A 25,467-nucleotide genomic window follows, 5' to 3' on the forward strand; every position below is an offset into this window, starting at 1 on the left:
GACACAAGGTGGGCGCGATGGGGGAGGATGCAGGTATCCGCACGAAGGGAAAACACGGTGAGCATCGACCCGGCCTCGATTCCGAACTTCGGAGGGCAGCAGCCCGATCCGCAGGCCACAGGACCGGCGGGCCCCGTCGTCCCCGACCAGGATCTGGTCAAGCAGCTGCTGGAGCAGATGGAGCTCAAGTACGTCGTCGACGACGAGGGTGACCTCGCGGCGCCGTGGGAAGAGTTCCGCACGTACTTCATGTTCCGCGGCGAGGACGAGCAGCAGGTCTTCTCGGTGCGGACCTTCTACGACCGTCCGCACAAGATCGACGAGAAGCCCCAGCTTCTCGAGTCGATCGACGACTGGAACCGCCGCACCCTGTGGCCGAAGGTCTACAGCCACACCCACGACGACGGCTCGGTCCGCCTGATCGGTGAGGCGCAGATGCTGATCGGCACCGGCGTCAACCTGGAGCACTTCGTGTCCTCCACGGTCAGCTGGGTCCGCGCGTCCATCGAGTTCGACAAGTGGCTCGTCGAGCAGCTCGGCCTGGAGCAGGACATCGACTCCACCGACGGCGACGGCGACGACGACAGCAACGGCGACACCAACAGCTAGCCGTTACAGCGGTACACGGGCGATCAGCAGCAGATACAGCCCGTAGCCGTAACCGAGCCCGGCCACCACCGCGGTCACCATGACCGCGGTGCGGGGCCGGGCTCTCGCCATGACGGCGGCCAGCGGCAGGAGCAGCGGGAAGGCCGGCAGCAGGAAGCGCGGCTTGGACTCGAAGAAACCGGCCCCGCCGAAGCCGATGACCAGCAGGACCGCGGTGTACGCGAGCAGCGGCAGCGGGGTGCGGTCCAGTAGCAGCAGTACCGCCAGCAGCCCGGCCGCGGCCAGCAGGACCACCGTCACGGTGGTGGCGAGCGGCACGTGCCCGCCGGTCAGCACCCGCTCGGCGGAGCGCAGCGCCCCGACGCCGAAATCGAAGCGGGAGCCCCAGCCGCGCTGCACGGCGAAGTAGCCGCCGAAGGGGTCGCTCACCTTCACCCCGACGGCCAGGACGTACGCCGTCCAGCCCGCCGGAGCCACCAGCCCGGCCAGCCACACCTCGGGTGCCCGGGATCTTCGTACGGCGATCGCGTACAGGGCCATGGCCGAGACGGCGGCCGCGACGGCCAGCCCGGTGGGCCGGGTCAGCCCGGCCAGTACGGCGAGTCCGGCGGCCCACAGCCAGCGCTCGCGCAGCAGGGCGTACAGCGCCCAGGCGGCGAAGGCGGCCAGCAGGGCCTCGGTGTAGGCGAGGGTGAGCACCACCGCGTGCGGGAGCGCCGCCCACAGCCCCACGAGCAGCAGCCCGGCGCGCGGGCCGATCACCCGCTCCCCGACCCGGTAGATCCCGAGTGCGGCCACGGCGGCGGAGACCCACGCGACGAGGAGCGCGGCGGGGACCATCCCGCCGGGCAGTATCCCGGAGACGAGCCGTATCAGGGTGGGGTAGAGCGGGAAGAAGGCGTAGTCGCTCTGGACGGGCCCGGTCCCGGTGACGGCCTCGGGCCACATCAGGGTCCGCCCGTAGCCGTGGGCCGCGATCCGGAGGTACCAGTCCGAGTCCCAGGACCTGCCGAGCACCTTCAGCGGATCCCGCCCGGCCCACCAGGCCCCTAGGCCGAGCACCAGCACCCCGGCCCCGCGCACGGCGGCGAACACCCCGAGCGCGAGCACGGTGGCCGGTGCGGCCGACCGCACGGCCCGGACCGCGCGCATCTCCAGCGGCGACGCGGACACGGCCGCTCTGCCCGTTGCCATGAATCCCGACTCTCCAGCTCGCGGTGGGTCCGCTCACCCGGCGGTGAGGGCTTCGGGCACTTGCACGACGCACAGCTTCACACCGGCCCTACAACCCCGCAAGGACGCGGGGTTGCCGGAGTGGGAACGGCCCGTCCGAAAGAGCTCGCCGGTGCGGCCCTCAGAGCCGGCGCAGCCGCTCGGCGGCCTCGCGCAGGACGTCCTCGCGCTTGCAGAAGGCCCAGCGGACCTGGGTCCTGCCCGCGGCCTTGTCGTCGTAGAAGACCTGGTTCGGGATCGCGACCACGCCGCAGCGTTCCGGGAGGGCGCGGCAGAAGGCGAGGCCGTCCTTCTCGCCGAGGGGGGTGATGTCGGTGGTGATGAAGTACGTGCCCTGCGGGCGGAAGACCTCGAAGCCGGCCGCCGCGAGGCCGTCGGCGAGGATGTCGCGCTTGGCGGCCAGGTCGGCGCGGAAGGTGTCGTAGTAGCTGTCGGGCAGGGCGAGGGCCTCGGCGATCGCGTACTGGAAGGGGCCCGAGGAGACGTAGGTGAGGAACTGCTTCGCCGAGCGGACCGCCGTGATCAGCTCCGGGGGCGCCGTGACCCAGCCGACCTTCCAGCCCGTGAACGAGAAGGTCTTCCCGGCCGAGGAGATGGTGACCGTGCGCTCGCGCATGCCCGGGAGGCTCGCCAGGGGGGTGTGGATTCCCTCGAAGACCAGGTGCTCGTACACCTCGTCCGTGACGACCAGCAGGTCGCGCTCGACCGCCAGCTCGGCGATCGCCGAGAGCTCGGCCGGGGTCAGGACGGTGCCCGTCGGGTTGTGCGGGGTGTTCAGGAGCAGCAGGCGGGTGCGCGGGGTGACGGCGGCGCGCAGTTCGTCCAGGTCGAGGGCGAAGGCTCCGGCGTGCGGGCGCAGGGTGACGGGGACGCGTACCGCGCCGGCCATGGCGATGCAGGCCGCGTACGAGTCGTAGTACGGCTCCAGGGCGATGACCTCGTCGCCCGGCTCCAGGAGGGCGAGGAGGGCGGCGGCAATGGCCTCCGTGGCGCCCGCCGTGACGAGGACCTCGGTGTCGGGGTCGAGGCCGAAACCGTAGAAACGCTGCTGGTGCGCGGCGATCGCGGTGCGCAGCTCCGGGACGCCCGGGCCCGGCGGGTACTGGTTGCCGCGTCCCGTGAGGACCGCACGGGAGGCCGCCTCGGCGATCTGCGCCGGGCCGTCGGTGTCGGGGAAACCCTGGCCGAGGTTGATCGAACCGGTTCGTGTGGCCAGCGCCGACATCTCCGCGAAGATCGTCGTGCCGAAGGCCGCCAGGCGGCGGTTCAGGAAGGGGCGGTCGCTGCTCACGGGGGTGCTCATGGTCGTCATCCTGAGGGCAACCTCTGGACTTCCTCAAGTGTGCTTTGGGCCGTGCGGCACGGGGGCATCCCCCCTTCACGCGGGACGCGGGGATCCCGCTCCCCCGGGAAGACCGGGGTGTGAGAGAGGTGGCGGACATGGGGTTCGTCTTCGTTGTGATCCTGCTCTTCGTCGCGGCGTACTTCCTTACGAAGCTGGTCCGGTCGGCCACGCGGCGGGGCTCGTCCCGGCGCGGTGGCCGGCGCAGCCACGGCAGCTGGTGGACGGGTGACGGCGGCTCCTCGGGGGGCGGCTGCGGATCCTCCTCGTCGTGCGGGGGATCGTCCTCCTCGTGCGGTGGGGGCGGCGGGTGCGGTTCCAGCTGACGCGGGACCGTGCGTACCGCGTTTGACGAGGGCGTTCGGCGGTCCGATTGCCGTGGGACGCCCTCTTGTTCGCCGATGCATGACGACGCGCGGGACGCAACCTGTTGAACACGTGAACTGCGGAGCCCCCGGGGGGATGTAAACCCCGTCAAGTTGGGTAAAAACGCTGTGAGTGCCGTGCCTTTCATGATTCCCTCGGTTGAGTAGACCAGTCCTCGGACCTCCCTGGACTTCCTGTGGACCCGTGCCGGTGTCCCCCCACCCGTGCTTGCTACCGCTGGCGGGCCCCGGCCCATCTCCCTCGCGCGTTTGCGGAGCCGACTCATGCTCACGACCCTCCAGACCTCATACACCGACACGCGTGCCGCCGATCTCGCCTGGGCCCTGGGTCGGGACCGGTTGCCCGCCCTGGCCGTACTGAACCTCGAACTTTCGGGGGCGAAGGTGGAGTTGCGCCTGCTCGGCGCGTCCCACCAGGTGCTTCTGGAGGAGGGGGAGGTGCTCTGCTCGGAGACCGTCGCCTGTATGCCCGGCAGCAGTACGCCGCTGCCGCTCGGCGTGGCCAAGCGGGTGGGCGACTGGGAGTACGAGTTCGCCGCGCGGGTCGAGACCCTCTCCCGCGGCTCCTTCGCCGGGCGGGCCCAGGAGTTGCTCGCACTGGTGGCCGACCACCCGAACGGACTAGCGGGGACCTTTCCCGGAAGTCCGCACGCCTTCACCGCCATGCTCGCGCAGCGCTACGAGGGCCAGGTGCGCTGGCGGACCTGGCACGCGTACCCGCAGGAGGGCCAGCTGGTGGCCACCCGGACGCGGGTGGGCGTACGGATCGGGGCACCCGCGGCGGCGGCCGTGGAATCACCCGCGCTGCTGTAGCGGGCGCCGGGGCGCGATTATCCCGCCATGGTTACGCCAACTGGCCGGATCAGTACGCCACTTGCACCCATGTGGGTGACCGGATGCAGCGAAGCGGTGACGTACGGTTCGCTTCATGATCGACCGTTCCGTCCCGCGCCGGGTGCTCCCGGCTCCGGAGCCTCGGGGCGCCGCGACCGTCCCGGCCGCCCTGCCCGTACGGCCCCGGACCGGCCGACTCCTGGTCCTGGCCACCGTATTCATCTGCGCCGCCTGCGGGCTCGTGTACGAGCTGGAGCTGCTCGCCCTCGGCACCTACCTCATCGGCGACTCCGTCACCCAGGCGTCGGTCGTGCTGTCCGTCATGGTCTTCGCCATGGGCGTCGGCTCCCTGCTCGCCAAGAGCTTCCGCCACCGGCCCGCCTTCGGTTTCGGCGCCATCGAGGCCGGGCTGGCCCTCCTCGGCGGGCTGTCGGCCATAGCGCTGTACGCGAGTTTCGCCTGGCTGGGGGAGTCCCGCCCCGCGCTCGTCGCCTTCTCCTTCGCCATCGGGGTGCTCATCGGCGCGGAGATCCCGCTGCTGATGGTCCTCATCCAGCGCATCCGCAGACAGGACGCGGGCGGGGCCGTCGCCGACCTGTTCGCCGCCGACTACGTGGGCGCCCTCGTCGGCGGCCTCGCCTTCCCCTTCCTGCTGCTCCCGGTGCTCGGCCAGCTCACCGGCGCCATGGTCACCGGCACCGTCAACGTGATCGTCGGCGGCGGGCTGGTCCTGTGGCTGTTCCGCCGGGACCTGAGCAGGCGCTGCCGCTGGCTGCTGATCGGCGCGAACGTGACCGTCCTGGCCGTGCTCGCCTCCGCGACCGTCCTCGCCGACGACTTCGAGCGGACCGCCCGGCGCGCCGTCTACGGCGGGGAGGTGCGGGTCGCCGTCCAGACCGGGGTGCAGGAGCTGGTGCTCACCGGGCCGCGGACCGGTTCCCCGCGCTCCCTCGACCTTTACCTGGACGGGCGGCTGCGGGTCAGCGGCTACGACGAGTACCGCTACCACGAGGCCCTGGTCCACCCCGCGATGACCGGCCCGCACACCCGTGTCCTGGTCCTCGGCGGCGGCGACGGGCTGGCCGCGCGCGAGGTGCTCCGCTACCGGGACGTCTCCTCCGTCACCGTCGTCGAACTCGACCCCGGGGTGGTCCGCCTGGCCCGCACCGATCCGATGCTCTCCGCGCTCAACGCCCGGGTGTACGAGGACCCTCGCCTCGCCGTCGTCACGCAGGACGCCTTCCGGTGGCTGCGGGGGCCGGCCGCCGGCGACCGCTTCGACGTCATCGTCTCCGACCTCCCCGACCCGGGCATCACCCCCAGCACGAAGCTGTACTCGCAGGAGTTCTACGGGCTGGCCGCACGGGCCCTGCGCCCCGGCGGCCGCATCGCCGTGCACGCCGGACCGCTGGCCACGCGCCCGCGTGCGTACTGGACCGTCGACTCCACCCTCCGCGCGGCCGGCCTGCGCACCGCCCCCTACAGTGCGGGCGGCCGCCTCACGGGCTTCGCCGCCGGACCCGACCGCACCCCTCACGGCGTGACCGACGCACCGCCGCAGGACTGGGGCTTCGTCCTGGCCGCCAGGGACGCGGACCCGCCCCTGCGGGTGGACCGCGACACGCCCGCGCTGCGCTCGCTGTCGACCCTCTCCCTGCAGGACGCCGCACGCGACGCGGAACGCACCCGGGTGCCCGGACTGCCGCCGTCGACGCTGCCGCACCCGCGGTATTCGTGACCCGGTGCGGGTCTCGTCGGTAGGCTCGACCACATGGAGCATCAGGTGTTCGTCCCGGTACCGGCAGACGATCTCCGCGCCGTGCTGCGCGACCCCGCCCGGGTGGCCCGGTGCGTGCCGGGACTCCAGCAGGATGCCGACACCGATGCCGGGCCGGTCTCGGGCCGGCTCAAGGTCCGGGTCGGCGGGAGCACCGTGACCTACCGGGGCGCCCTGGCCGTCACCGAGCGCGACTCCGCGCACTTCACCTTCGAGGGTGAGGGCACGGAGGTCCGGGGCAGCGGGACCGTGAAGTTCGCCCTCGACCTGCGGCTGACCCCCGTCCCGGACGGGACCCGGCTCGACTTCACCGCCGAGGTCACCGCCGACGGGCGCGCCGCCGCCTTCCCGCCGGAGGCCGCGGCCACCGCCGTACGGCGGCTGCTGGACCGGGCGGCCGGACAGCTGACCCTCGGCTCCGCACCCGACGCCGTGAGCGACCCGGTGGCCGAAGCCGAGGAAGCGGAGGGCGGCGTAGGCGGAGAGGACGGAGCGGGTCCCGGGGCCGGCGAGGACGACGTCACCGAGGTCACCGCCTCCCTCTTCGAGACCGACGTACCGCCGCCGTCCCTGGACCCCTTCCTCGCCGGTCGGTTCGAGGGCCCCGACGGAGCTCCCCGGCCCCCGGCCGAGGCCGCCCACGCCCGCCGCACCATGATCGGCCGCAGCGCGGAGGAGGTGGACCACGCGCCGCCGCGCGGGCGGTACGCCCCGGTCCCCGCGCCCGCCTCCGGCGGCGCCGGTGACAGCCTGCGCTGGATCGCCCCGGCCGCCGCCTTCGCCCTGGCCTCGGCGGTCGTCATCGGCCGAGCCCTGCGGCGCCGTCGCTGATCAGCCGGCCCGGGCCGCATTAGGGTCGACCGCATGAGTACGCAACTGAGCGCCGGCGGCGCCGAGGTGACGGTCGACCAGGAGAACGGCTGCCGGATCAGCAGCCTGCGCATCGACGGAACGGAACTGCTGCGCCAGGGGCCGAGGTTCGGGGCCTTCCCGATGGTCCCCTGGTGCGGCCGGACGGCGAACGGGCAGTTCCGCGACGGCGCGACCGTCCATCAGATGCCGCTCAACCACCCGCCGCACGCACTCCACGGCTTCGGCCGCGACGCGCCCTGGCGCCCGGCCGGCGCCACCGCCACCGAGGCCGCCTTCGCGTACGACCTCACCGACCCGTGGCCGTACCCCGGCCGGGTGACCCAGGTCGTCACGCTCGCCGAGGACTCGCTGACCCTCACCATGGGCGTCGAGACGTACGGGGACTCCTTCCCGGCCCAGGTCGGCTGGCACCCGTGGTTCCTGCGCAACCTCGGCACCGGCGGGCCGGACGCGGAGGTCTCCTTCGAGCCCGCGTGGCAGGAGGAGCGCGGCGCCGACCACATCCCCAACGGCAACCGCATCGACCCGAAGCCCCGCCCCTGGGACGACTGCTTCGGCATGCCGCACGGCGTCGACGTCACCCTCACCTGGCCCGGCGCCCTCGAACTGCGGGTCACCAGCAGGGCCGAATGGGTGGTCATCTACGACGAGGAGCCCGAGGCCGTCTGCGTGGAGCCCCAGTCGGGTCCGCCGAACGGACTGAACACCCTCCCGCGCCTGGTCACCCCGGTGGATCCGCTGGAGGTCTCCACCACCTGGACATGGCGTCGGCTCGGCTAGGCCCTCTTCTCGCCCCCCTCTAAGCTCAGAGGCATGAGTGACGTACGCGATGCGCTTCTGCAGCAGATCAAGGACAAGGCCGTCGTGCACGGCAAGGTGACCCTCTCCTCCGGTCGCGAGGCCGACTACTACATCGACCTCCGCCGGATCACCCTCGACGGTGAGGCGGCCCCGCTGGTCGGCCAGGTCATGCTCGACCTCACGGCCGAGCTCGACTTCGACTGCGTCGGCGGTCTGACCCTGGGCGCCGACCCGGTCGCGACCTCGATGCTGCACGCCTCCGCGGCGCGCGGTGAGCGCCTGGACGCCTTCGTCGTCCGCAAGGCGCAGAAGGCCCACGGCATGCAGCGCCGTATCGAGGGCACCGACGTGAAGGGCAAGCGCTGCCTGGTGGTCGAGGACACCTCGACCACCGGCGGGTCCCCGCTGACCGCCGTCGAGGCGGTCCGCGAGGCCGGCGGCGAGGTCGTCGCCGTCGCCACGATCGTCGACCGCGGTGCGGCCGACGCGATCGCCGCGGCCGGCCTGCCCTACCTCACCGGGTACCTCCTCCAGGACCTCGGCCTGTCCTAGGCCCGGACCCGGTCCGGAACCGAGCCTGCCCCGGTCCGGGCCGGAGTCCTGTCCCGGTCGGGGACTGCACCCGGCGTGGCCCTGGATCGGCCCCGGCGTGGCCCTGGATCGGACCCGGCGTGGTCCTGGGTCAGCCCCGCTCCAGCCGCCGTCCGGCTCCTTCCGGCTTCGTCCGGCCACCGCGAGAACGGTCTACCAAGGTCCTCGGCCGCCCCTCGAACCGGTCTGACCTGCTCTTTCCCGGGCGCCCGGGGTGTTTCACGTGAAACATCCCGGGCCGTTCGCCCACCACGTGAGACCGGCAGTCTGGACCCCTGCGCTGAGTCTGGAAAGATAGGCGCGACGATGACGTCGCCCCCAGGTCAGGGCCCGCAATAAGCACACTCCCCGCACATCCAAGGAGCCGGCAGATGCCCATCGCAACCCCCGAGGTCTACAACGAGATGCTCGACCGGGCGAAGGCAGGCAAGTTCGCCTACCCGGCCATCAATGTGACCTCCTCCCAGACCCTGCACGCTGCCCTGCGCGGCTTCGCGGAGGCCGAGAGCGACGGCATCATCCAGATCTCCACCGGTGGTGCGGAGTTCCTGGGTGGCCAGCACAACAAGGACATGGTCACCGGCGCGGTCGCCCTGGCCGAGTTCGCGCACATCGTGGCCGCCAAGTACGACATCACGGTCGCCCTGCACACGGACCACTGCCCGAAGGACAAGCTGGACGGCTACGTACGTCCGCTGCTCGACATCTCCGCCGAGCGCGTGGCCCGCGGTCTGAACCCGCTCTTCCAGTCGCACATGTGGGACGGCTCCGCCGAGACCCTGGCCGACAACCTGGCCATCGGCCAGGAGCTGCTCGCCAAGGCCGTCGCCGCCAAGATCATCCTTGAGGTCGAGATCACCCCGACCGGCGGCGAGGAGGACGGCGTCAGCCACGAGATCAACGACGAGCTGTACACGACCGTCGACGACGCGATCCGCACCGCCGAGGCCCTCGGCCTGGGCGAGAAGGGCCGCTACCTGCTGGCCGCCTCCTTCGGCAACGTCCACGGCGTCTACAAGCCGGGCAACGTCGTCCTGCGCCCCGAGCTCCTCAAGGACCTCCAGGCCGGTGTCGCCGAGAAGTACGGCAAGGCCTCGCCCTTCGACTTCGTCTTCCACGGCGGCTCGGGCTCCACGGCCGAGGAGATCGCCACCGCGCTGGAGAACGGCGTCGTGAAGATGAACCTCGACACCGACACCCAGTACGCCTTCACCCGCCCGGTCGTGGACCACATGTTCAGCAACTACGCCGGTGTGCTGAAGGTCGACGGCGAGGTCGGTACGAAGTCCAAGTACGACCCCCGCACCTGGGGCAAGGCCGCCGAGGCGGGCATGGCGGCGCGCGTCGCCGAGGCCTGCGCGAACCTGCGTTCCACCGGCACCAAGCTGAAGTAGTCGCCCACAGCGAGCCGCACCGTTGGGCCCGGCCCCCGTCCCACGACGGAGGCCGGGCCCTTCGGCGTTCCCCCTGGCAGGGGTGACGGCGGCGGTGGACGGTGACCGCACGATGGTGTGAACTGCCCCCGGCAGTACGTGCTGGGGGCATGTACGGACCGATCGGTCGGGGCGGGGAGAGGGCTGGTGCACATGAGGGCCGAACGAACGCAGGTGAAGCAGGACCGCGCCGTGCGAACCCGCCGGGCGATCCTGGAAGCCGCCGCCGTCGTGTTCGAGGACCGGGGCTACGGCGCGGCCAAACTGACCGACATCGTCCGGCTCGCCAACGTCACCAAGGGTGCGCTCTACTTCCACTTCGACTCGAAGGAAGACCTGGCGCAGGCCGTGATCGACGCCCAGGTCAGCATGCACGCGCCGGTCACCCCGCAGGAGTCCAGGGCGCAGGAGTTCGTCGACGTCGGCATGGTCTTCTCGCACCGCCTGCGCCACGACGTGCTGATGCGCGGCAGCGCCCGGCTCACCCTGGAGCAACACGGCCGGGAACTGGACCGGGCGGCGCCGTACCAGGGGTGGATCGATCTGCACACCGCCCTGCTGGTGCAGGCGAAGGAGTGCGGCGAACTGCTCCCGCACGTGGACCCGTCGGGGCCCTCACGGCTGGTGGTCGGTGCCTTCGCCGGGCTCAACGTGATGTCGCAGACCCTCGGGCTCGACCTGGACCGGGAGATCTCGGCGCTCTACACGAGCATGCTGCCGAGCATGGTGGTCCCGGCCGTGGCGGCCCGGCTCGACACCGCGCCGGGCCGTGGCGCGAGGGTGCTGCACGGTCCGAACGAGGTCCCCCGGTGCGACTGCTCCGCAACGCGGCCGGCCCTGACATCGCGTCCGCCCGCGCCTCGCGAGCCGGTCGGGGCGACCGCCCCCGCGAACTGACCCGGCCCTCCCCACGCCAAGGGCCCGCATCCGCGGACGCGCCCGCCGCCGAGGGCCCGCAGGGCCCCGCAGGACGCACACGGCTGTGCGGCAACGCCAAGGACAGCGGGTCCCACGCTCCCGCACCCGGCAATGCGCCTGACGCGGCAGGGGCGTGGGGCCGCGGACCAGCGCATACGGCGGGGCGGCGACTGCGAGGGGACAGCGGGTTTTGCGGACCACCGCACCCGGCAGACTGGGGGCATGTCCATTCACCAGAACCTGCTCGGGGGCCCCGCCCCCACCCACCTGCCCGACGAGCCGGGCCGCGAGGCCATCGCCGCCGGCACCCCCGCCGTCGAGGTGGCGGCCGCGCACCCCACGTCGTCCCTCGCCTGGGCGATCCTCGCCGACGATGCCTTCGCCGCCGGCAGCACGGTCGAGTCGTACGCCTACGCCCGTACGGGCTACCACCGCGGCCTCGACGCGCTGCGCCGCGCCGGATGGAAGGGCCACGGCCCGGTCCCGTGGGAGCACGAGCCGAACCGCGGCTTCCTGCGCGCCCTGCACGCCCTGGCCCGCGCGGCCGAGGCGATCGGCGAGAAGGAGGAGTACGAGCGCTGCTCGACCTTCCTGCGCGACTCGTCCCCGACGGCGGCGGACACGCTGAGCGCCTGAGTCCGTACGGCGGGGAGTGACACGCACCGAATTGTGTGGTCTGTGTCACTCTCCGCTGGAGCGCCGGCGCGCCGGTGTCCTATGCTGCGGGCAGGGGACCGGGGCTCCACTCACCTCACGGAAGGGGCGGACCGCTACCCGGAAGCACGTGTCGAGGAGACAGCGATGTCGAAAACCCTTGATGCCTCCGGAGTCGGCGGGTCGGAAACCCCGAACCTCGACTTCGACGGCACGACCCCGTACGAGGACTACGTCCAGGCGGACGTCCTCACCCACCTCCAGCACCTGCGCTCGGACGACCCGGGCGAGATGGTCTTCCTGGTGACGACCCAGGTCATGGAGCTGTGGTTCACGGTCATCGTCCATGAGTGGGAAACCGCCGCGAAGGCCCTGCGCGAGGACCGCATCCCGGTCGCGATGGATGCGCTGAAACGTTCCCTCCGCGAACTGGAGGCCCTCAACGCCTCCTGGCGCCCGCTCGCCCAGCTCACCCCGGGGCAGTTCAACGCCTACCGCGCCGCCCTCGGCGAAGGTTCCGGTTTCCAGTCGGCGATGTACCGCCGGATGGAGTTCCTGCTCGGCGAGAAGTCCTCCTCCATGCTGGTTCCGCACCGGGGCGCCCCGCGCGTCCACGCGGAGCTGGAGAAGGCCCTGCACGAGCCCAGCCTCTACGACGAGGTGCTGCGCCTGCTCGCCCGCCGCGGCCTGCCGGTCCCGGACGCCGTCCTGAACCGCGACCTTTCGCTGCGCTACGAGCCCTCGGCCGAGGTGGAGGCCGTCTGGACGGGCCTGTACGCCGCCCCGGACGACAACGAGACCGTGGACCTGCACCGCCTCGGCGAGGTCCTCACGGATGTCGCCGAGCTCGTCTGGCGCTGGCGCAACGACCACCTGGTCGCCACCCGCCGCGCGATGGGCGCGAAGACGGGCACGGGCGGCTCGGCCGGCGTGACCTGGCTGGAGAAGCGCGCGACGAAGAACGTCTTCCCGGAGCTCTGGACGGCCCGCAGCTATGTCTGACCACTCCGACGACATAGCGGCGGACACGGTGGCGGACCTCCGCAGCCGCGCGGCCGAGCTGGACGCCGCCGACGAGCTCGCGAAGCTCCGCGAGCGCTTCACCCTCCCCGACGGGGTCGTCTACCTGGACGGCAACTCCCTCGGCGCCCTGCCGGCCGGGGTCGCGGACACCACCGCCGACGTCGTCGCCAGGCAGTGGGGCGAGCTCCTCATCCGGTCCTGGGACGAGAGCGGCTGGTGGACCGCGCCCGAGCGGATCGGCGACAAGATCGCCCCGCTCATCGGCGCGGCCCCCGGCCAGGTGGTCGTCGGTGACTCCACCAGCGTCAACCTCTTCAAGGCCCTGGTCGGCGCCGCCCGTCTCGCGGCGCCCGGCCGGACGAAGCTGCTGGTCGACGCCGCCACCTTCCCCACCGACGGCTACATCGCGGAGTCGGCGGCCCGGATGACGGGCCTGACCGTCGTCCCGGTGGACCCCTCGCACGCGGCCGAGGCCATGGACGCGGACACCGCCGTGGTCCTCCTCAACCACGTCGACTACCGCAGCGGACGGCTCCACGACCTCCCCGCGCTCACCACGGCGGCCCGCGCCGCCGGGGCGATCACGGTCTGGGACCTGTGCCACTCCGCCGGGGCCCTCCCCGTCGGCCTCGACGCGCACGCCGTCGACCTCGCGGTGGGCTGCACGTACAAGTACCTCAACGGCGGCCCCGGCGCGCCCGCGTACCTGTACATCGCCGCCCGCCACCAGGCCGGCTTCGACTCCCCGCTCCCGGGCTGGAACGGTCACGCGGATCCGTTCGCGATGACCCCGGCCTTCGAGGCGGCCGCGGGTGCGACCCGTGGGCGCGTCGGCACGCCGGACATCCTGTCCATGCTGGCCCTGGAGTCGGCGCTCGACGCCTGGGACGGGGTGTCCGTCGAAGCCGTACGGGCCAAGTCCCTCGCCCTGACCGACTTCTTCCTCGAATGCGTGGCGGCGTACGTCCCGCAGGAGCGGGTCGAGTCGGTCACCCCGGCCGAGCACGGCCGCCGCGGGAGCCAGATCTCGCTGCGGACCGAGAACGCCCGTGAGGTCATGGGGGAGCTCATCTCCCGCGGCGTCATCGGCGACTTCCGTGCACCCGACGTCCTGCGCTTCGGTTTCACCCCGCTCTACGTCGGTTTCGCCGACGCCGAGCGTGCCGCGCGGACACTGGGTCACATTTTCGGGTGACTCGGTAGCGAAACGTCACATCACCGGGCGGGCGGGGCTACGGCTCCGTCCGCCCGGTCATATCCCGGGCCCCGCACGGAAGCGCCTGTTCCAGACTGATACGGTCCCGCTCTGCCGGACCACCGGAACATCTGTCCCCGCTGTCCCACGCGTTACCGAGAGGTTGAGCCGATGACGGACCCCGCCGCAGTGGAACGGGACGCCGCGGAGGCCGCCTCGGCCTTCGCCCACCCGGCCGTGGCGCCGGACGTGACCGCCGCGTACGGGGAACACCCCGACCACGTCGTCGACTTCTACGCCCCGCGCGGCGAGACCCAGGGGCCGGCCCCGCTCGTGGTGCTGCTGCACGGGGGCGCGTGGCGGGCCCCGTACGACCGCAAGCACGTCACGCCGTTCGCGGACTTCCTGGCCCGCCGGGGTTTCGCCGTCGCCAACGTCGAGTACCGGCGGGGCAGTTCGCTGCCGCACCAGAACGCCGAGGGGCCGGTCGCCGGGCGCTGGCCGGAGACCTTCGACGATGTCGCCGCCGCGATGGACGCCCTGCCGGGGCTGGCGGCCGACGCGCTCCCGCAGGCCGATGTCCGCCGCACGGTCGTCACCGGCCACTCTGCGGGCGGCCACCTCGCGCTGTGGGCCGCGGCCCGGCACGTGCTCCCGGCCGGTTCCCCGTGGCGGCTGCCGTCCCCGCCGATGCTGCGGGGCGTGGTGGCACTGGCCCCGATCGCGGACTTCGCGGTGGCGGAGGAACTGGGCGTGTGCGGCGGCGCGAGCGCGCAGCTGCTGGGCGGGGCGGACCACTGGGACGAGCGGCTGCCGTACGCCGATCCGGCGGCGCTGCTGCCGACGGGGATCGCCACGGCGGTGGTCCAGGGCCGGGACGACATCGTGGTCCCGCAGCAGGTGGCCGAGGCCTATGTGGCGGCGGCCGCGAAGGCGGGGGAGATGGTCGGGCTCACCCTGCTGGACGCGGTCGGTCACTTCCCGCTGATCGACCCGGCGGCGGACGCGTGCGCGGTGGTTGCCGAGGAGATCTCGCAGCTGGCCTGGTAGCGCCCGGCGGCCCGGCCCCCTTGCGGCCGGGCCGGTGCTCAGCAGTCGTAGCGGTGGGCGTACGGGGTGTCCGGGCAGCTGCGGCAGACGAAGAAGTACATGCCGCCGAGGTCGCCCGGGCACGTGCCGTGCCCGAACCCGTCCACGGTGGCGGGGCCCGCCTCGGCCGGCCACGACGGGGTCGCGGTCCCCGCCTGGCGGGAGCCCCGGTCGTCCAGGGGAAGCCAACGGCCCGTGCCCGGCACGATCGCGGTGACGCTGAGCAGGTGTTCCGTGCCGGCGCCGCAGCCCGCGCAGTCGGGCCAGGCGGGCGGCTGGGCCGTGCCGGTCACAGCACTAGCGATCCGGCTTGCCCGGAGCCAGGTGTTCCACCAGTTCCGCCAGGTCCTCGCAGACCTGCTCGATCTTCAGGCGGACGTTGTTCTGCTCCGTGACCAGAGCCGCCAGCAGCAGCCCGGTCAGGGCCGCCGCGCCGTTGAGCGCCTGGAGGTTGATCATGACCTCCAGGAGGGTGTGGTCGGCGAACGGCCCGACGTGCTCGGTCGCCGCCGAGATCGTCAGGACCGAGACCAGCAGGGTGACCGGAGCGCTCCCGGCGAGCTGGAAGCGTACGGCCGCCCAGATGATCACGGGGAAGACGAGGAAGAGCAGCGAGAGGGTGCTCCGGGTGGCCACCAGGGTGACGACGACCGAGGTGACCGCCAGGACCGCCGCCTCGGCCGCGCGGTAGCCGTCCAGGGGCCGCCGGGCCCCCACGACCCTGCGCAGGACGAGGAGCAGGGGGGTCAGCACGAGCACGCCCATCGCGTCCCCGGCCCACCAGGCCGACCAGACGGGCCAGAACTGCGACAGCGGCAGGTCACCGGTGAGCACCAGCGTCCAGGTCCCGATCGTGGCGCTGATCAGCATGGGCCACAGACCGCCCAGGAAGACCAGCGCCAGGGCGTCCCGCAGCCGGTCCAGCTCGGTACGGAAACCCGCCCGGCGGAGCATGAGGTACGCGCACACGGGGGCGAGGACGTTCCCCGCGACGATGATCAGGCCGGGCAGGTCGAAGTCGGTGATCTGCTCGATGGTGAGGTACGTACCGAGCGCGATCCCCGGCCACGCCCGCAGGCCCAGCCAGAGCAGGGAGGTCACCGCGATGCCCGTCGGCAGCCACAGGGGTGTGACCTCGGCGTCGTTGACGACCACGCGCTGGTGCAGGCCGATCAGTCCGCCCAGGTAGTAGGCGACGGCGACGGCGAGGATCGGCAGCAGAGCTGCGGGCAGACGTCGCCATCCCTTGGTGCGCACCACAGCATCAGACAACAGCCCGGCGTCCCGGTGGGCCGTGACACGCGCTAGGCGGCGTCTTGCGGATCGGGCCGGGCGTCATGGCTGAGCACGAGCACGGCGGCGTCATCCGCGTGGCCCGTGGAGTCGGCCACCTTCATCACCTCGGCGGCCAGCTCGCCCGGATCGGTGCCCGCGGCCTCCCGCACCACCTTGGCCACCCGCTCCAGTCCCACCTCGATCGGGAACTTCGGACCCTCGACCACACCGTCGGTGAGCAGCACGATCGACCCCGCCTTCGTGAGCCGGCGGCGGGTCACCGCGTACCCCGCCCCGGGCATCAGGTTCAGCGGCAGGCCGCCGTCCTCCTCGGCTATGCCGTACTCGCCGTCGACGGTGGCCCAGACCGACGGGACATGGCCGGCCCGGGCGGTCTCCAGTTCCCGTGTCTCCGGATCGAAGCGGAGCAGACTGCAGGTCGCGAAGAGGTCGCGGTCCATGGAGAGCAGCACCTCGTTGGCCCGGCTCAGGACCTCGCCCGGATCGACGACGACGGCCGCCACGGCTCGCAGGCAGATCCGTACCTGCCCCATGAAGGCCGCCGCCTCCACATCGTGGCCCTGGACGTCACCGATGCAGAAGGCGAGGGCGCCCTCGGGCAGCCGGAAGCCGTCGTACCAGTCGCCGCCGATGTCCAGGCCGTGCCGGGCCGGCGCGTACCGGGCGGCGGTCCGCAGGCCCGGCAGCGCGGGCAGCGAGGCGGGCAGCATCTCGCTCTGCAGCGCCTCGGCCAGGTCCACCCGGGCCTGCTGCAGCTCCACCCCGCGGCGGGCCTGGTCGGCGAGCCGCCCGAGCGTGCTGAGCAGGTCGGCGCTGGCCGCCCGCGGGGCACGGCGAGGAGTCACGGAACGCTCCGAGGTGCATCCATTCGTCCCTGCTTCCGCTGCGCGAAAAGCCCGTGGACATCATATTTCCGGCCACCCGGAAACCGCCCCCCGAGACCGGGCCCGCCCTGCGGGGGCGGGCGGTGGCCTTGCCGGGGCCCGCGGTGGCCTTGCCGGGGCCCGCGGTGGCCTTGCGGGGGCCTGCGGCGGCCCACGGGCCGCCTCAGCCCCACTGCTCGTCGGCGAGCGAGGTGACCGGCTGCGGCTTGCCGATGACGGCCAGGGCGATGAAGAAGCCGATCTGCCCGATCGCGATGGTGAGGGTGGCGAGGGCCTTCTCGTCGTAGTGCGCGGCGACCTCGGCGTACAGCTCGTCGGTGACCCGCTCCCGGCCGTGCGGGGCGGGCTGGAGGGTGGCCTCCACCAGGGCGAGGGCGGCGCGCTCGGCGGCCGTGTACCAGGGGGCGTCCTGCCACGAGGAGACGGCCGTGATGCGCTCCTCGGACTCCCCGGCCTTGCGGAGGAAGCCGGTGTTCAGGACGGTCAGGTAGGTGTTGCCGACGATCTGCCCGGCCCGCAGGTGGACCAGGCTCATCGTGGTCCGCGGCACCGAGCAGTTGCCCGTGGCCCGGAAGAGGGCGGCGCTGATGTCGTTCAGTTCGGGGACGAATTCGGCCGGGTTCGGCATCCGCGAGATGGAGGTGTTCGTCATGGCTGCTGCTCTCCTTCGGTCGGTGTCTGCACAGCACTGACGGAGGGGAGCGCACGGATGTGACAGGCGCGGGAGATTTCTTTTCCCGGAAAACGCCGGAGGGGCGGCGGGCGCGGGTGCGCCTGCCGCCCCTCCGGGGGGACCGGGTCTGCGGGTCTCCTAGAGGAACGAGTTGATCTCGATCGTCTCGGTACGGCCGGGGCCGACGCCGATCGCGGAGATCGGGGCGCCCGACATCTCCTCCAGGGCCTTGACGTACGCCTTGGCGTTCGCCGGGAGCTCCTCGAAGGTCTTGGCCTTGGTGATGTCCTCGGACCAGCCGGGGAGGTATTCGTAGATCGGCTTCGCGTGGTGGAAGTCCGTCTGCGAGTACGGCAGCTCCTCGACGCGCTTGCCGTCGATCTCGTACGCGACGCAGACCGGGATCTGCTCCCAGCCGGTCAGTACGTCCAGCTTGGTGAGGAAGAAGTCGGTGAGGCCGTTCACGCGGGTGGCGTAACGTGCGATCGGCGCGTCGAACCAGCCGCAGCGGCGGTCACGTCCGGTGGTCACGCCGCGCTCGCCGCCGATGCGGCGCAGGTCCTCGCCGTCCTGGTCGAACAGCTCGGTCGGGAACGGGCCCGCGCCGACTCGGGTCGTGTAGGCCTTGAGGATGCCGATGACGCGGCTGATCTTCGTCGGGCCCACGCCGGTGCCGGTGCAGGCGCCGCCGGCGGTCGGGTTGGACGAGGTGACGAAGGGATAGGTGCCGTGGTCGACGTCGAGCAGGGTGCCCTGGCCGCCCTCGAACAGCACGACCTTGTCCTCGTCCAGCGCGTTGTTGAGGATCAGGGTGGTGTCGGCGACGTACGGCTTGATCTGCTCCGCGTACTGGAGCATCTCCTCGACGATCTGGGCGGCGTCGATCGCGCGGCGGTTGTACAGCTTCGCGAGGAGCTGGTTCTTGCCCTCCAGCGCCGCTTCGACCTTCTGGATGAGGATCGACTCGTCGTAGAGGTCCTGGACGCGGATACCGATGCGGTTGATCTTGTCCGCGTACGTCGGGCCGATGCCGCGACCGGTGGTACCGATCTTGCGCTTGCCGAGGAAACGCTCGCCGACCTTGTCGAGGGTGACGTTGTACGGCGTGATCAGGTGCGCGTTGCCGCTGATGAGCAGCTTGGAGGTGTCGATGCCGCGCTCGTTCAGGCCGCGCAGCTCGGAGAGCAGGACGGCCGGGTCGACGACGACACCGTTACCGATGACCGGGGTGCATCCGGGGGAGAGGATGCCGGAGGGGAGAAGGTGCAGCGCGTACTTCTGGTCGCCTACGACGACCGTGTGGCCGGCATTGTTGCCGCCCTGGTAGCGCACTACATAGTCAACGGATCCACCGAGCAGGTCGGTGGCCTTTCCCTTGCCCTCGTCACCCCACTGAGCTCCGAGCAGCACAAGAGCGGGCACAGGCGTACACCTCTTCCGGATGGGGCATGTCCAAGGTCAGGGGGCGTACGACGATGTACACCGCAGGCTGAGCCGTCGGACCGGTACCCCGGAATAGACGAAGGCCCTGGCGCAATAGCGCAAGGGCCTCTTGCACAAAGATGCTACCCGAGGAAGGACCGAGGTGTCGGCTCCAGAGCCCACCATGAGCCAAGCGGGCGCGCCGGTAGGCGGCCTGCTCGTGCTCGTCGACCCGGTCGCCCGCCGTCTTGACGGCGAGTCCGTGCGGATCGCGAAGGATGTGTTGTCAGCGGGCGCGGCAGCGAAAATCTGCCTCCCGGATTCGCAGGAGGAATTTGCGCGGGCTCTTGCCCGCCGGGGTCATCGGCGGCTGGTGATCGTCGGTGACGACCGGGCCCTGGTGCGCGCCGTGGGGCTGCTGCACCGCGAGCGCGGGCTGGGGGAGGGACCCCTGGCGCTGGTTCCGGTGGGCCCGGTGGGGTCGCTGGGGCTGGCGAGGTCCCTCGGCGTGCCGCTTTCGGCCGTCGCCGCGGCCCGGGCCGTCCTCGACGGGTCGGTGCGGATCTGCGACCTGCTGGTCGACGACAGCGACGGGGTGGTGCTCGGTGCGCTGCGGATCCCGCCGGTGCACGGGGTCCCGCGGCCCGCCGGGCCGTCGGTGTGGAGCGCGTACCGCTCGCTGGTCCGGACGCTGGTCCGGCCGGTGGCGGCGGCCGGCGGCGCGGCCACCGGCCGGCACCGGCTGCGGGTCGAGGCCGACGGGGTGCTGCTGGCGGACGTGGACCGGCCCGTGGAGGACGTCTCGGTTCGCACCCGGGACGACGGCGGTCCGGCGGAGGTCGTGGTCCGGACGGGTGGCGGCAGCTCCGCCGAATCGACGGTCACGGCGCGGGCGAAGACGGTGACGGTGTCGGGCGCGGATTTCCGCTACCGCGCCGACGCGGCGCTGACCGGCCCGGTCCGCCGCCGTACGTGGACCCTGCGTCCCGGGGCATGGACGCTCACCGTGCCCCGGTGACCACACCGGGTGCACGGGAACGGTGTGAACGGGGTGCACCGGACGCACCGGATCCGCGGGACGCGCTGGACGACTGGCGGCGCGACGCGCTGCTGCTGTGCCTGCTGCCGGTGTTCTGCTGGCCGGTGGTGGTCGCGGCCCTCCTCGGCCGGCCGCCGGCGCCGGCGGCCGCGCTGGGCGTGGTGCTGAGCCCGGTGCTGCTCGGGGCGCGGGAGCTGCTGGCCGTCCGGCGGGTCCGGCGCCTGCTGCGGGACCCCGCGGTGCGCTGGACCCCGTACGAGGCCGTGGTCGTCCGGGCGGGGTGGCGGCCGCCGGTGCTGGTGCTCGCCGGCGGGCGGCACGTGCTGACCCTGGGCCTGCTGGGCCGGCGGGTGCTGCCGCCGCGCCCGTGGCCCCGTACGGCCGCCGCCCCGGCCACGGTGGTGGTGCGGCTCGCGGGTGACCCGGCCGCGGGTGGGGCCCTGTGGGCCTCGCACTCCGGCGCTCTGGGCCACGCCCGGCCCGCGCGCCGCGGGCGCGCGCTCCCGGTCAGGGCGTGGACAGGGCGAGCGCGGCCTCTTCGATGAGATGGGCGACCGGCGCGGGCTGAGGGGCGAGCGACGCGTGACCCGCGTCGAGCTCGATCACCTTGCGCGGCTTCATCCGCTCGGCCATCCGCCGCTCGTTGTCGGGGTGGATCATGCGGTCCGCGGCGGACACCTGGTACCAGCCGGGCTTCGCCCGCCAGGCCGGCGCGGTGACGGTGTCACCGAAGGTCGAACCGAGGGGAGCCTTCTGCGTCACGGCCATGACCAGCGCCTCCTCCGGCGAGAGGTCCTGCGCGAAGCTCTCGTGGAACTTGTCCTGCTTGATCCACAGGTAGCCGTCCGAGTCGGGTGCGATGTTCTCGAAGGCCGCGGGCGGCAGCTCCTGGCTGATCTGCCCGGGGCTCTCCCCGGCATCCGGGGCGAACGCCGCCACGTAGACCAGCCCGGCCACGTTCGGCAGGTCACCGGCCTCGGTGATGACCGCGCCACCGTACGAGTGCCCCACGAGCAGCACCGGACCGTCGATCCGGCGGACCATCTTGCGGGTGCGCTCGGCGTCGTCGGCCAGTGAGGTCAGCGGGTTCTCCACCGCGTGCAGGGAGCCGAACCCGCGCCGGTGGAGCTCGGGGATGACCTTGGCCCAGTGGGCGGCGCCGCCCCAGAATCCGTGGACCAGGACGATGGCGGGCTTGTCTGTCATGGAGGTCGCACTTTCGGTCGTGGGGGCGGGACTGATCCGTCCGCCGACCACGCCAGGCAGCGCCCCGGACCCCTGCCACCGCAGCGGCCAGGGGCGCCGGGACCCGACCCGGGTCGGGTCCCGCGACGGCGGATCAGGCGCCGACGTACGCCGCGAGGTGCTCGCCGGTGAGGGTGGAACGGTCTTCGACGAGGTCGGCGGGGGTGCCCTCGAAGACGATCCGGCCGCCGTCGTGACCGGCGCCGGGACCGAGGTCGATGATCCAGTCGGCGTGCGCCATGACCGCCTGGTGGTGCTCGATGACGACGACCGACTTCCCGGAGTCGACCAGCCGGTCGAGCAGGCCGAGCAGTTGCTCCACGTCGGCGAGGTGCAGGCCGGTGGTCGGCTCGTCGAGCACGTAGACGCCGCCCTTCTCCGCCATGTGGGTGGCCAGCTTGAGCCGTTGCCGCTCGCCGCCGGACAGCGTGGTGAGCGGCTGGCCGAGGCTGAGGTAGCCGAGCCCGACATCGGCGAGCCGGGTGAGGATGCGGTGCGCGGCGGGCGTGTGCGCCTCGCCCGCGCCGAAGAACTCCTCGGCCTCGGTCACCGACATCGCGAGCACCTCGCTGATGTCGCGGCCGCCGAGGTGGTACTCCAGCACCGACGCCTCGAACCGCTTCCCCTCGCACTCCTCACAGGTGGTCGTGACCCCGGCCATCATCGCCAGGTCGGTGTAGATGACGCCGGCGCCGTTGCAGTTGGGGCAGGCACCTTCGGAGTTGGCGCTGAACAGCGCCGGCTTCACCCCGTTGACCTTGGCGAACGCCTTGCGGATCGGGTCGAGCAGCCCGGTGTAGGTCGCCGGGTTGCTCCGGCGCGAGCCGCGGATCGCGCCCTGGTCGATGGAGACCACGTCCGCGTCGGGGGAGAGCGACTTGTGCAGCAGCGAGCTCTTGCCGGAACCGGCGACGCCGGTGACGACCGTGAGCACCCCGAGCGGGATGTCGACGTCGACGTCGCGCAGGTTGTTCGCCGTGGCCCCGCGGATCTCCAGCGCGCCGGTGGGCGTGCGTACCGACGGCTTGAGCTTGGCCCGGTCGTCGAGGTGGCGGCCGGTGATGGTGCCGCCGGAGCGCAGCCCCTCGACGGTGCCCTCGTAGCAGACCGTGCCGCCCGCGGTGCCCGCGCCGGGGCCGATGTCGACGACGTGGTCGGCGATCGCGATGGTCTCCGGCTTGTGCTCCACGACGAGCACCGTGTTGCCCTTGTCGCGCAGCCGCAGGAGCAGGTCGTTCATGCGCTGGATGTCGTGCGGGTGCAGGCCGATGGTGGGCTCGTCGAAGACGTAGGTGACGTCGGTGAGCGAGGAGCCGAGGTGGCGGATCATCTTGACGCGCTGTGCCTCGCCGCCGGACAGGGTCCCGGAGGCCCGGTCGAGCGAGAGGTAGCCGAGGCCGATCTCCACGAACGAGTCGAGGGTGAGCTGCAGTGCGGTGAGCAGCGGGGCCACCGAGGGCTCGGCGAGGCCGCGTACCCACTCGGCCAGGTCGCTGATCTGCATGGTGCAGGCGTCGGCGATGCTGATCTTCTTGACCTTCGAGGACCGGGCGCCCTCGCTGAGCCGGGTGCCCTCGCACTCGGGGCAGACGGTGAAGGTGACCGCCCGTTCCACGAAGGCCCGGATGTGAGGCTGCATCGCTTCCTTGTCCTTGGACAGGAAGGACTTCTGGATCTTGGGGATGAGGCCCTCGTAGGTGAGGTTGACGCCCTCGACCTTGACCTTGGTGGGCTCCCGGTAGAGGAAGTCCTGCATCTCCTTCTTGGTGTACTTGCGGATCGGCTTGTCCGGGTCGAGGAAGCCCGACTCGGCGTAGACCCGCACGGTCCAGAAGCTGTCGGACTTCCAGCCGGGGATGGTGAACGCGCCCTCGGCGAGCGACTTGGAGTCGTCGTAGAGCTGGGTGAGGTCGATGTCGGAGACCGAGCCGCGGCCCTCGCAGCGCACGCACATGCCGCCGGTGCGGGAGAAGGTCGCCTTCACGGTCTTCGTCTTGGCGGCGCCGCGCTCGACCGTGATGCCGCCGCTCGCCCGGACGGAGGCGACGTTGAAGGAGTAGGCGCTGGGCGGGCCGATGTGCGGCTTCCCGAGCCGGCTGAAGAGGATGCGGAGCATCGCGTTGGCGTCGGTGGCGGTGCCGACCGTGGAGCGGGGGTCACCGCCCATGCGCTGCTGGTCGACGGTGATCGCGGTGGTGAGTCCGTCGAGCACGTCGACCTCGGGGCGGGCCAGCGTGGGCATGAAGCCCTGTACGAAGGTGCTGTAGGTCTCGTTGATCATCCGCTGGGACTCGGCGGCGATCGTGTCGAACACCAGCGAGCTCTTGCCCGAACCGGAGACCCCGGTGAACACCGTCAGCCGGCGCTTGGGGATCTCGATGCTGACGTCCTTGAGGTTGTTCACGCGCGCGCCGTGCACGCGGATCAGACCGTGGCTGTCGGCGGCGTGCGGCGTGTGCGGCGTGGGGTCCGGCTCGGTGGCCCTGCTCATCGTGTCTCCATCTCTCGGGCGGGCCGCCTGCGCGGACTCCTGCGGCTGTGGACGGCCCCTAGGGCTTGCGGGGCTGGTTGAAGCGGAGCATGTTGCCCGCCGGGTCCCGGAAGGCGCAGTCGCGGACGCCGTACGGCTGGTCGACGGGCTCCTGCAGCACCTCCCCGCCGGCGGCCCGGATGTGTTCGAAGGTGGCGTCGACGTCGTCGGTGGAGAAGATCACGCCGCGCAGCAGGCCCTTGGCCAGCAGCTCCGCCATGGCCTGCCTGTCGGCCGCCGAGGCGCCCGGGTCGGCGAGCGGCGGTTCGAGGACGATCTCCACGTCCGGCTGCGTGGGAGAGGCGACGGTCACCCAGCGCATCCCCTCGAACCCGACGTCGTTGCGGACCTCCAGGCCGAGGACGTCGCGGTAGAAGGCGAGCGCCTTGTCGTGGTCGTCGACTGCGATGAAGCACTGCGAGAGGTTGATGTCCATGCCGTCGACGCTACGAGGAGGGTGCGGATTTCGCTTCTCCGATCCTGACCGGTCGCGTGAGGATCTTGGCGACGCACGCCGGGATCGCCGCGCCGTCGGCGTGGCTGCGGGCCCGGTAGGCGCTGGGGGTCTCGCCGACGAGCTCGGTGAAGCGCGAGCTGAAGGAGCCCAGCGAGGTACATCCGACGGCGAAGCAGACGTCCGTCACGCTCATGTCGCCGCGTCGCAGCAGCGCTTTCGCGCGTTCGACGCGGCGGGTCATGAGGTAGCTGTACGGGGTTTCCCCGAAGGCGGTGCGGAAGCTGCGGGAGAAGTGTCCCGGCGACATGAGGGCGACGTTCGCGAGTGCCTGAACGTCCAGCGGCTCCGCGTACTCGCGGTCCATCATGTCCCGGGCGCGGCGCAGCCGTACCAGGTCCTCCAGGTTCATGCGTTCCAGCATGGCACGCGTGGGGTGTCCCGTCTGCGGGTATCGGTGCTTCCGGATCTGATCATCGGGTGATCGGCCGGCCCGAACCCGCTCGGGCCGGTTCAGGCCCGCCCAGGCCGGCTCCGGCCCGCTCCGGCCCGCCTAGGCCCGCTCCGGCCCGTTCCGGCCGGCTCAGCCGAGGCCGATCGCCGCCTTGTGGACCCGCCAGCGGTCCATCAGACCCAGCAGCTCGCCCTGCATGAACTCGAAGAAGGCCGCTGTCTCCGCGACGCGCGCCCCGGCGGGGGAGTCCGTGCCGAGGGTGGCCGCGCCCTCGCGCAGGGTCTTCTCCCACAGGGTCAGGACCTGGTCGCGGCGCGTGAAGGTCTCGTACCAGAGCTCGTTGTGCAGGACGTACCGGTCGCGGCGTGAGCCCGGTTCGCGTTCGCGGCTGACCATGTTGACCTGGGTCAGGTAGGACACGGCGCCCGACACCGCGGCCGGGCTGATCTGCAGGGCCTCGCCCAGCTCCGCCGAGGTCATCGCGCCGCCGTCGCTGGCCAGCAGCTGGGCGAAGACGCGCGCGGCCATCCGCTGCATCCCGGCCTCGGTCAGCTGCGCGGCGAACCGCTCGACGAAGCGGGAGACGGCGTCGCCGTCCCGGGCGCCGACAGCGGTGCCGGTTTCGGTCCCCGCGTCCACATTCACCATGTCATCTGCCACCTTCCCGACTTTACGCGATTCTTGAGATTCTCAAACTTCACAAATTTGTGAA

26 protein-coding genes are annotated in these 25,467 nt (G+C 72.0%); 14 read left to right on the plus strand and 12 right to left on the minus strand.

All coding sequences use genetic code 11. From position 1 onward, the window contains the following. Positions 1-57: 57 nt before the first annotated feature. Positions 58-609 (plus strand): YbjN domain-containing protein, encoded by a 552-nt coding sequence (locus ACFY0D_RS01295; RefSeq protein WP_390796378.1) that lies wholly within the window; start codon positions 58-60, stop codon positions 607-609. Positions 610-612: 3 nt separating this feature from the next. On the opposite strand, the gene ACFY0D_RS01300 is transcribed toward ACFY0D_RS01295, so the two are convergent. Beyond that, positions 613-1,803, minus strand: coding sequence for a glycosyltransferase family 39 protein (locus ACFY0D_RS01300; protein WP_390796379.1), 1,191 nt, complete (start codon positions 1,801-1,803; stop codon positions 613-615). 160 nt (positions 1,804-1,963) lie between these two features. Continuing rightward, entirely contained in the window at positions 1,964-3,154 is a 1,191-nt protein-coding gene (locus ACFY0D_RS01305) for a pyridoxal phosphate-dependent aminotransferase (RefSeq protein WP_390796380.1), read from the minus strand. A gap of 680 nt (positions 3,155-3,834) precedes the next feature. Between ACFY0D_RS01305 and ACFY0D_RS01310 the strand changes: the two genes are divergently transcribed. The 11 genes from ACFY0D_RS01310 to ACFY0D_RS01360 all read left to right on the plus strand — a co-directional run bounded on the left by ACFY0D_RS01310 (position 3,835) and on the right by ACFY0D_RS01360 (position 14,719). After that, positions 3,835-4,383 carry a DUF2617 family protein gene (locus ACFY0D_RS01310; protein ID WP_390796381.1) on the plus strand — a complete coding sequence of 183 codons (549 nt, stop codon included), beginning with the start codon at positions 3,835-3,837 and terminating at the stop codon, positions 4,381-4,383. Positions 4,384-4,498: 115 nt separating this feature from the next. Next, entirely contained in the window at positions 4,499-6,142 is a 1,644-nt protein-coding gene (locus ACFY0D_RS01315) for a polyamine aminopropyltransferase (RefSeq protein ID WP_390796382.1), read from the plus strand. A 33-nt stretch (positions 6,143-6,175) separates the two neighbouring features. Next, positions 6,176-7,012 carry an SRPBCC family protein gene (locus ACFY0D_RS01320; protein WP_390796383.1) on the plus strand — a complete coding sequence of 279 codons (837 nt, stop codon included), beginning with the start codon at positions 6,176-6,178 and terminating at the stop codon, positions 7,010-7,012. Between the two features lie 33 nt (positions 7,013-7,045). Then, the gene (locus ACFY0D_RS01325; protein WP_390796384.1) at positions 7,046-7,834 is read left to right on the plus strand and encodes an aldose 1-epimerase; all 789 of its coding nucleotides are present in this window, start codon (positions 7,046-7,048) and stop codon (positions 7,832-7,834) included. Positions 7,835-7,867: 33 nt separating this feature from the next. Further along, entirely contained in the window at positions 7,868-8,407 is a 540-nt protein-coding gene (gene pyrE / locus ACFY0D_RS01330; RefSeq protein ID WP_390796385.1) for an orotate phosphoribosyltransferase, read from the plus strand. Between the two features lie 410 nt (positions 8,408-8,817). Beyond that, positions 8,818-9,840: a class II fructose-bisphosphate aldolase gene (gene fbaA, locus ACFY0D_RS01335; RefSeq protein ID WP_030012792.1), complete on the plus strand. Its 1,023-nt coding sequence runs from the start codon at positions 8,818-8,820 to the stop codon at positions 9,838-9,840. Between the two features lie 192 nt (positions 9,841-10,032). Next, on the plus strand, positions 10,033-10,776 hold the full coding sequence (locus tag ACFY0D_RS01340) for a ScbR family autoregulator-binding transcription factor (RefSeq protein WP_390796386.1): 744 nt from the start codon (positions 10,033-10,035) through the stop codon (positions 10,774-10,776). Positions 10,777-11,019: 243 nt separating this feature from the next. Then, entirely contained in the window at positions 11,020-11,433 is a 414-nt protein-coding gene (locus ACFY0D_RS01345) for a DUF3151 domain-containing protein (protein WP_390796387.1), read from the plus strand. Positions 11,434-11,598: 165 nt separating this feature from the next. Beyond that, the gene (locus ACFY0D_RS01350; protein WP_189743794.1) at positions 11,599-12,453 is read left to right on the plus strand and encodes a tryptophan 2,3-dioxygenase family protein; all 855 of its coding nucleotides are present in this window, start codon (positions 11,599-11,601) and stop codon (positions 12,451-12,453) included. Further along, the gene (gene kynU / locus ACFY0D_RS01355; RefSeq protein ID WP_390796388.1) at positions 12,446-13,669 is read left to right on the plus strand and encodes a kynureninase; all 1,224 of its coding nucleotides are present in this window, start codon (positions 12,446-12,448) and stop codon (positions 13,667-13,669) included. Before ACFY0D_RS01350 ends, kynU begins: the two co-directional genes overlap by 8 nt. 171 nt (positions 13,670-13,840) lie before the next feature. Then, a complete protein-coding gene (locus ACFY0D_RS01360) occupies positions 13,841-14,719 on the plus strand; it encodes an alpha/beta hydrolase (protein WP_390796389.1) in 879 nt (292 codons plus the stop codon). Positions 14,720-14,757: 38 nt separating this feature from the next. Here the strand turns inward: ACFY0D_RS01360 and ACFY0D_RS01365 are convergent, their stop codons facing one another. The 5 genes from ACFY0D_RS01365 to ACFY0D_RS01385 all read right to left on the minus strand — a co-directional run bounded on the left by ACFY0D_RS01365 (position 14,758) and on the right by ACFY0D_RS01385 (position 19,033). Next, positions 14,758-15,051, minus strand: coding sequence for a hypothetical protein (locus ACFY0D_RS01365; protein ID WP_390796390.1), 294 nt, complete (start codon positions 15,049-15,051; stop codon positions 14,758-14,760). 4 nt (positions 15,052-15,055) lie between these two features. Continuing rightward, positions 15,056-16,018: an MASE1 domain-containing protein gene (locus ACFY0D_RS01370; protein WP_390796570.1), complete on the minus strand. Its 963-nt coding sequence runs from the start codon at positions 16,016-16,018 to the stop codon at positions 15,056-15,058. 44 nt (positions 16,019-16,062) lie between these two features. Beyond that, complete coding sequence (locus ACFY0D_RS01375; protein WP_390796391.1) at positions 16,063-16,899, minus strand: PP2C family protein-serine/threonine phosphatase; 837 nt, start codon at positions 16,897-16,899, stop codon at positions 16,063-16,065. Positions 16,900-17,101: 202 nt separating this feature from the next. Then, the gene (locus ACFY0D_RS01380; RefSeq protein ID WP_390796392.1) at positions 17,102-17,590 is read right to left on the minus strand and encodes a carboxymuconolactone decarboxylase family protein; all 489 of its coding nucleotides are present in this window, start codon (positions 17,588-17,590) and stop codon (positions 17,102-17,104) included. Positions 17,591-17,749: 159 nt separating this feature from the next. Beyond that, on the minus strand, positions 17,750-19,033 hold the full coding sequence (locus ACFY0D_RS01385) for an adenylosuccinate synthase (protein WP_390796393.1): 1,284 nt from the start codon (positions 19,031-19,033) through the stop codon (positions 17,750-17,752). Positions 19,034-19,217: 184 nt separating this feature from the next. Between ACFY0D_RS01385 and ACFY0D_RS01390 the strand changes: the two genes are divergently transcribed. Continuing rightward, the gene (locus ACFY0D_RS01390) at positions 19,218-20,051 is read left to right on the plus strand and encodes a diacylglycerol kinase (RefSeq protein WP_390796571.1); all 834 of its coding nucleotides are present in this window, start codon (positions 19,218-19,220) and stop codon (positions 20,049-20,051) included. Further along, positions 20,048-20,617, plus strand: a complete 570-nt coding sequence (locus ACFY0D_RS01395) for a hypothetical protein (protein WP_390796394.1) — start codon at positions 20,048-20,050, stop codon at positions 20,615-20,617. The genes ACFY0D_RS01390 and ACFY0D_RS01395 overlap by 4 nt, the downstream gene beginning before the upstream one ends. Here ACFY0D_RS01395 and ACFY0D_RS01400 read toward each other — a convergent pair. From ACFY0D_RS01400 to ACFY0D_RS01420, 5 genes are all read right to left on the minus strand, one after another. After that, positions 20,580-21,278, minus strand: coding sequence for an alpha/beta hydrolase (locus ACFY0D_RS01400; protein ID WP_390796395.1), 699 nt, complete (start codon positions 21,276-21,278; stop codon positions 20,580-20,582). The genes ACFY0D_RS01395 and ACFY0D_RS01400 overlap by 38 nt on opposite strands. A gap of 133 nt (positions 21,279-21,411) precedes the next feature. Next, positions 21,412-23,808 (minus strand): ATP-binding cassette domain-containing protein, encoded by a 2,397-nt coding sequence (locus tag ACFY0D_RS01405; protein ID WP_390796396.1) that lies wholly within the window; start codon positions 23,806-23,808, stop codon positions 21,412-21,414. A gap of 58 nt (positions 23,809-23,866) precedes the next feature. Beyond that, positions 23,867-24,283 (minus strand): VOC family protein, encoded by a 417-nt coding sequence (locus tag ACFY0D_RS01410; RefSeq protein ID WP_390796397.1) that lies wholly within the window; start codon positions 24,281-24,283, stop codon positions 23,867-23,869. A 10-nt stretch (positions 24,284-24,293) separates the two neighbouring features. Next, positions 24,294-24,713, minus strand: a complete 420-nt coding sequence (locus tag ACFY0D_RS01415; protein ID WP_351147871.1) for a helix-turn-helix transcriptional regulator — start codon at positions 24,711-24,713, stop codon at positions 24,294-24,296. 171 nt (positions 24,714-24,884) lie between these two features. Then, entirely contained in the window at positions 24,885-25,403 is a 519-nt protein-coding gene (locus ACFY0D_RS01420; RefSeq protein WP_390796572.1) for a GbsR/MarR family transcriptional regulator, read from the minus strand. Positions 25,404-25,467 lie beyond the last annotated feature (64 nt).

Source organism: Streptomyces sp. NPDC001502, assembly GCF_042894785.1.
In the GTDB taxonomy this organism is placed as follows: domain Bacteria; phylum Actinomycetota; class Actinomycetes; order Streptomycetales; family Streptomycetaceae; genus Streptomyces; species Streptomyces kutzneri.

What these genes read in the sequence shown, in the direction of transcription:
- ACFY0D_RS01300 (WP_390796379.1), bottom strand. Translation starts at nt 1,803, where the DNA reads ATGGCAACGGGCAGAGCGGCCGTGTCCGCGTCGCCGCTGGAGATGCGC.
- ACFY0D_RS01305 (WP_390796380.1), bottom strand. Translation starts at nt 3,154, where the DNA reads ATGACGACCATGAGCACCCCCGTGAGCAGCGACCGCCCCTTCCTGAAC.
- ACFY0D_RS01310 (WP_390796381.1), top strand. Translation starts at nt 3,835, where the DNA reads ATGCTCACGACCCTCCAGACCTCATACACCGACACGCGTGCCGCCGAT.
- ACFY0D_RS01315 (WP_390796382.1), top strand. Translation starts at nt 4,499, where the DNA reads ATGATCGACCGTTCCGTCCCGCGCCGGGTGCTCCCGGCTCCGGAGCCT.
- ACFY0D_RS01320 (WP_390796383.1), top strand. Translation starts at nt 6,176, where the DNA reads ATGGAGCATCAGGTGTTCGTCCCGGTACCGGCAGACGATCTCCGCGCC.
- ACFY0D_RS01325 (WP_390796384.1), top strand. Translation starts at nt 7,046, where the DNA reads ATGAGTACGCAACTGAGCGCCGGCGGCGCCGAGGTGACGGTCGACCAG.
- pyrE (WP_390796385.1), top strand. Translation starts at nt 7,868, where the DNA reads ATGAGTGACGTACGCGATGCGCTTCTGCAGCAGATCAAGGACAAGGCC.
- fbaA (WP_030012792.1), top strand. Translation starts at nt 8,818, where the DNA reads ATGCCCATCGCAACCCCCGAGGTCTACAACGAGATGCTCGACCGGGCG.
- ACFY0D_RS01340 (WP_390796386.1), top strand. Translation starts at nt 10,033, where the DNA reads ATGAGGGCCGAACGAACGCAGGTGAAGCAGGACCGCGCCGTGCGAACC.
- ACFY0D_RS01345 (WP_390796387.1), top strand. Translation starts at nt 11,020, where the DNA reads ATGTCCATTCACCAGAACCTGCTCGGGGGCCCCGCCCCCACCCACCTG.
- ACFY0D_RS01350 (WP_189743794.1), top strand. Translation starts at nt 11,599, where the DNA reads ATGTCGAAAACCCTTGATGCCTCCGGAGTCGGCGGGTCGGAAACCCCG.
- kynU (WP_390796388.1), top strand. Translation starts at nt 12,446, where the DNA reads ATGTCTGACCACTCCGACGACATAGCGGCGGACACGGTGGCGGACCTC.
- ACFY0D_RS01360 (WP_390796389.1), top strand. Translation starts at nt 13,841, where the DNA reads ATGACGGACCCCGCCGCAGTGGAACGGGACGCCGCGGAGGCCGCCTCG.
- ACFY0D_RS01380 (WP_390796392.1), bottom strand. Translation starts at nt 17,590, where the DNA reads ATGACGAACACCTCCATCTCGCGGATGCCGAACCCGGCCGAATTCGTC.
- ACFY0D_RS01390 (WP_390796571.1), top strand. Translation starts at nt 19,218, where the DNA reads ATGAGCCAAGCGGGCGCGCCGGTAGGCGGCCTGCTCGTGCTCGTCGAC.
- ACFY0D_RS01400 (WP_390796395.1), bottom strand. Translation starts at nt 21,278, where the DNA reads ATGACAGACAAGCCCGCCATCGTCCTGGTCCACGGATTCTGGGGCGGC.
- ACFY0D_RS01405 (WP_390796396.1), bottom strand. Translation starts at nt 23,808, where the DNA reads ATGAGCAGGGCCACCGAGCCGGACCCCACGCCGCACACGCCGCACGCC.
- ACFY0D_RS01410 (WP_390796397.1), bottom strand. Translation starts at nt 24,283, where the DNA reads ATGGACATCAACCTCTCGCAGTGCTTCATCGCAGTCGACGACCACGAC.
- ACFY0D_RS01415 (WP_351147871.1), bottom strand. Translation starts at nt 24,713, where the DNA reads ATGAACCTGGAGGACCTGGTACGGCTGCGCCGCGCCCGGGACATGATG.
- ACFY0D_RS01420 (WP_390796572.1), bottom strand. Translation starts at nt 25,403, where the DNA reads ATGGTGAATGTGGACGCGGGGACCGAAACCGGCACCGCTGTCGGCGCC.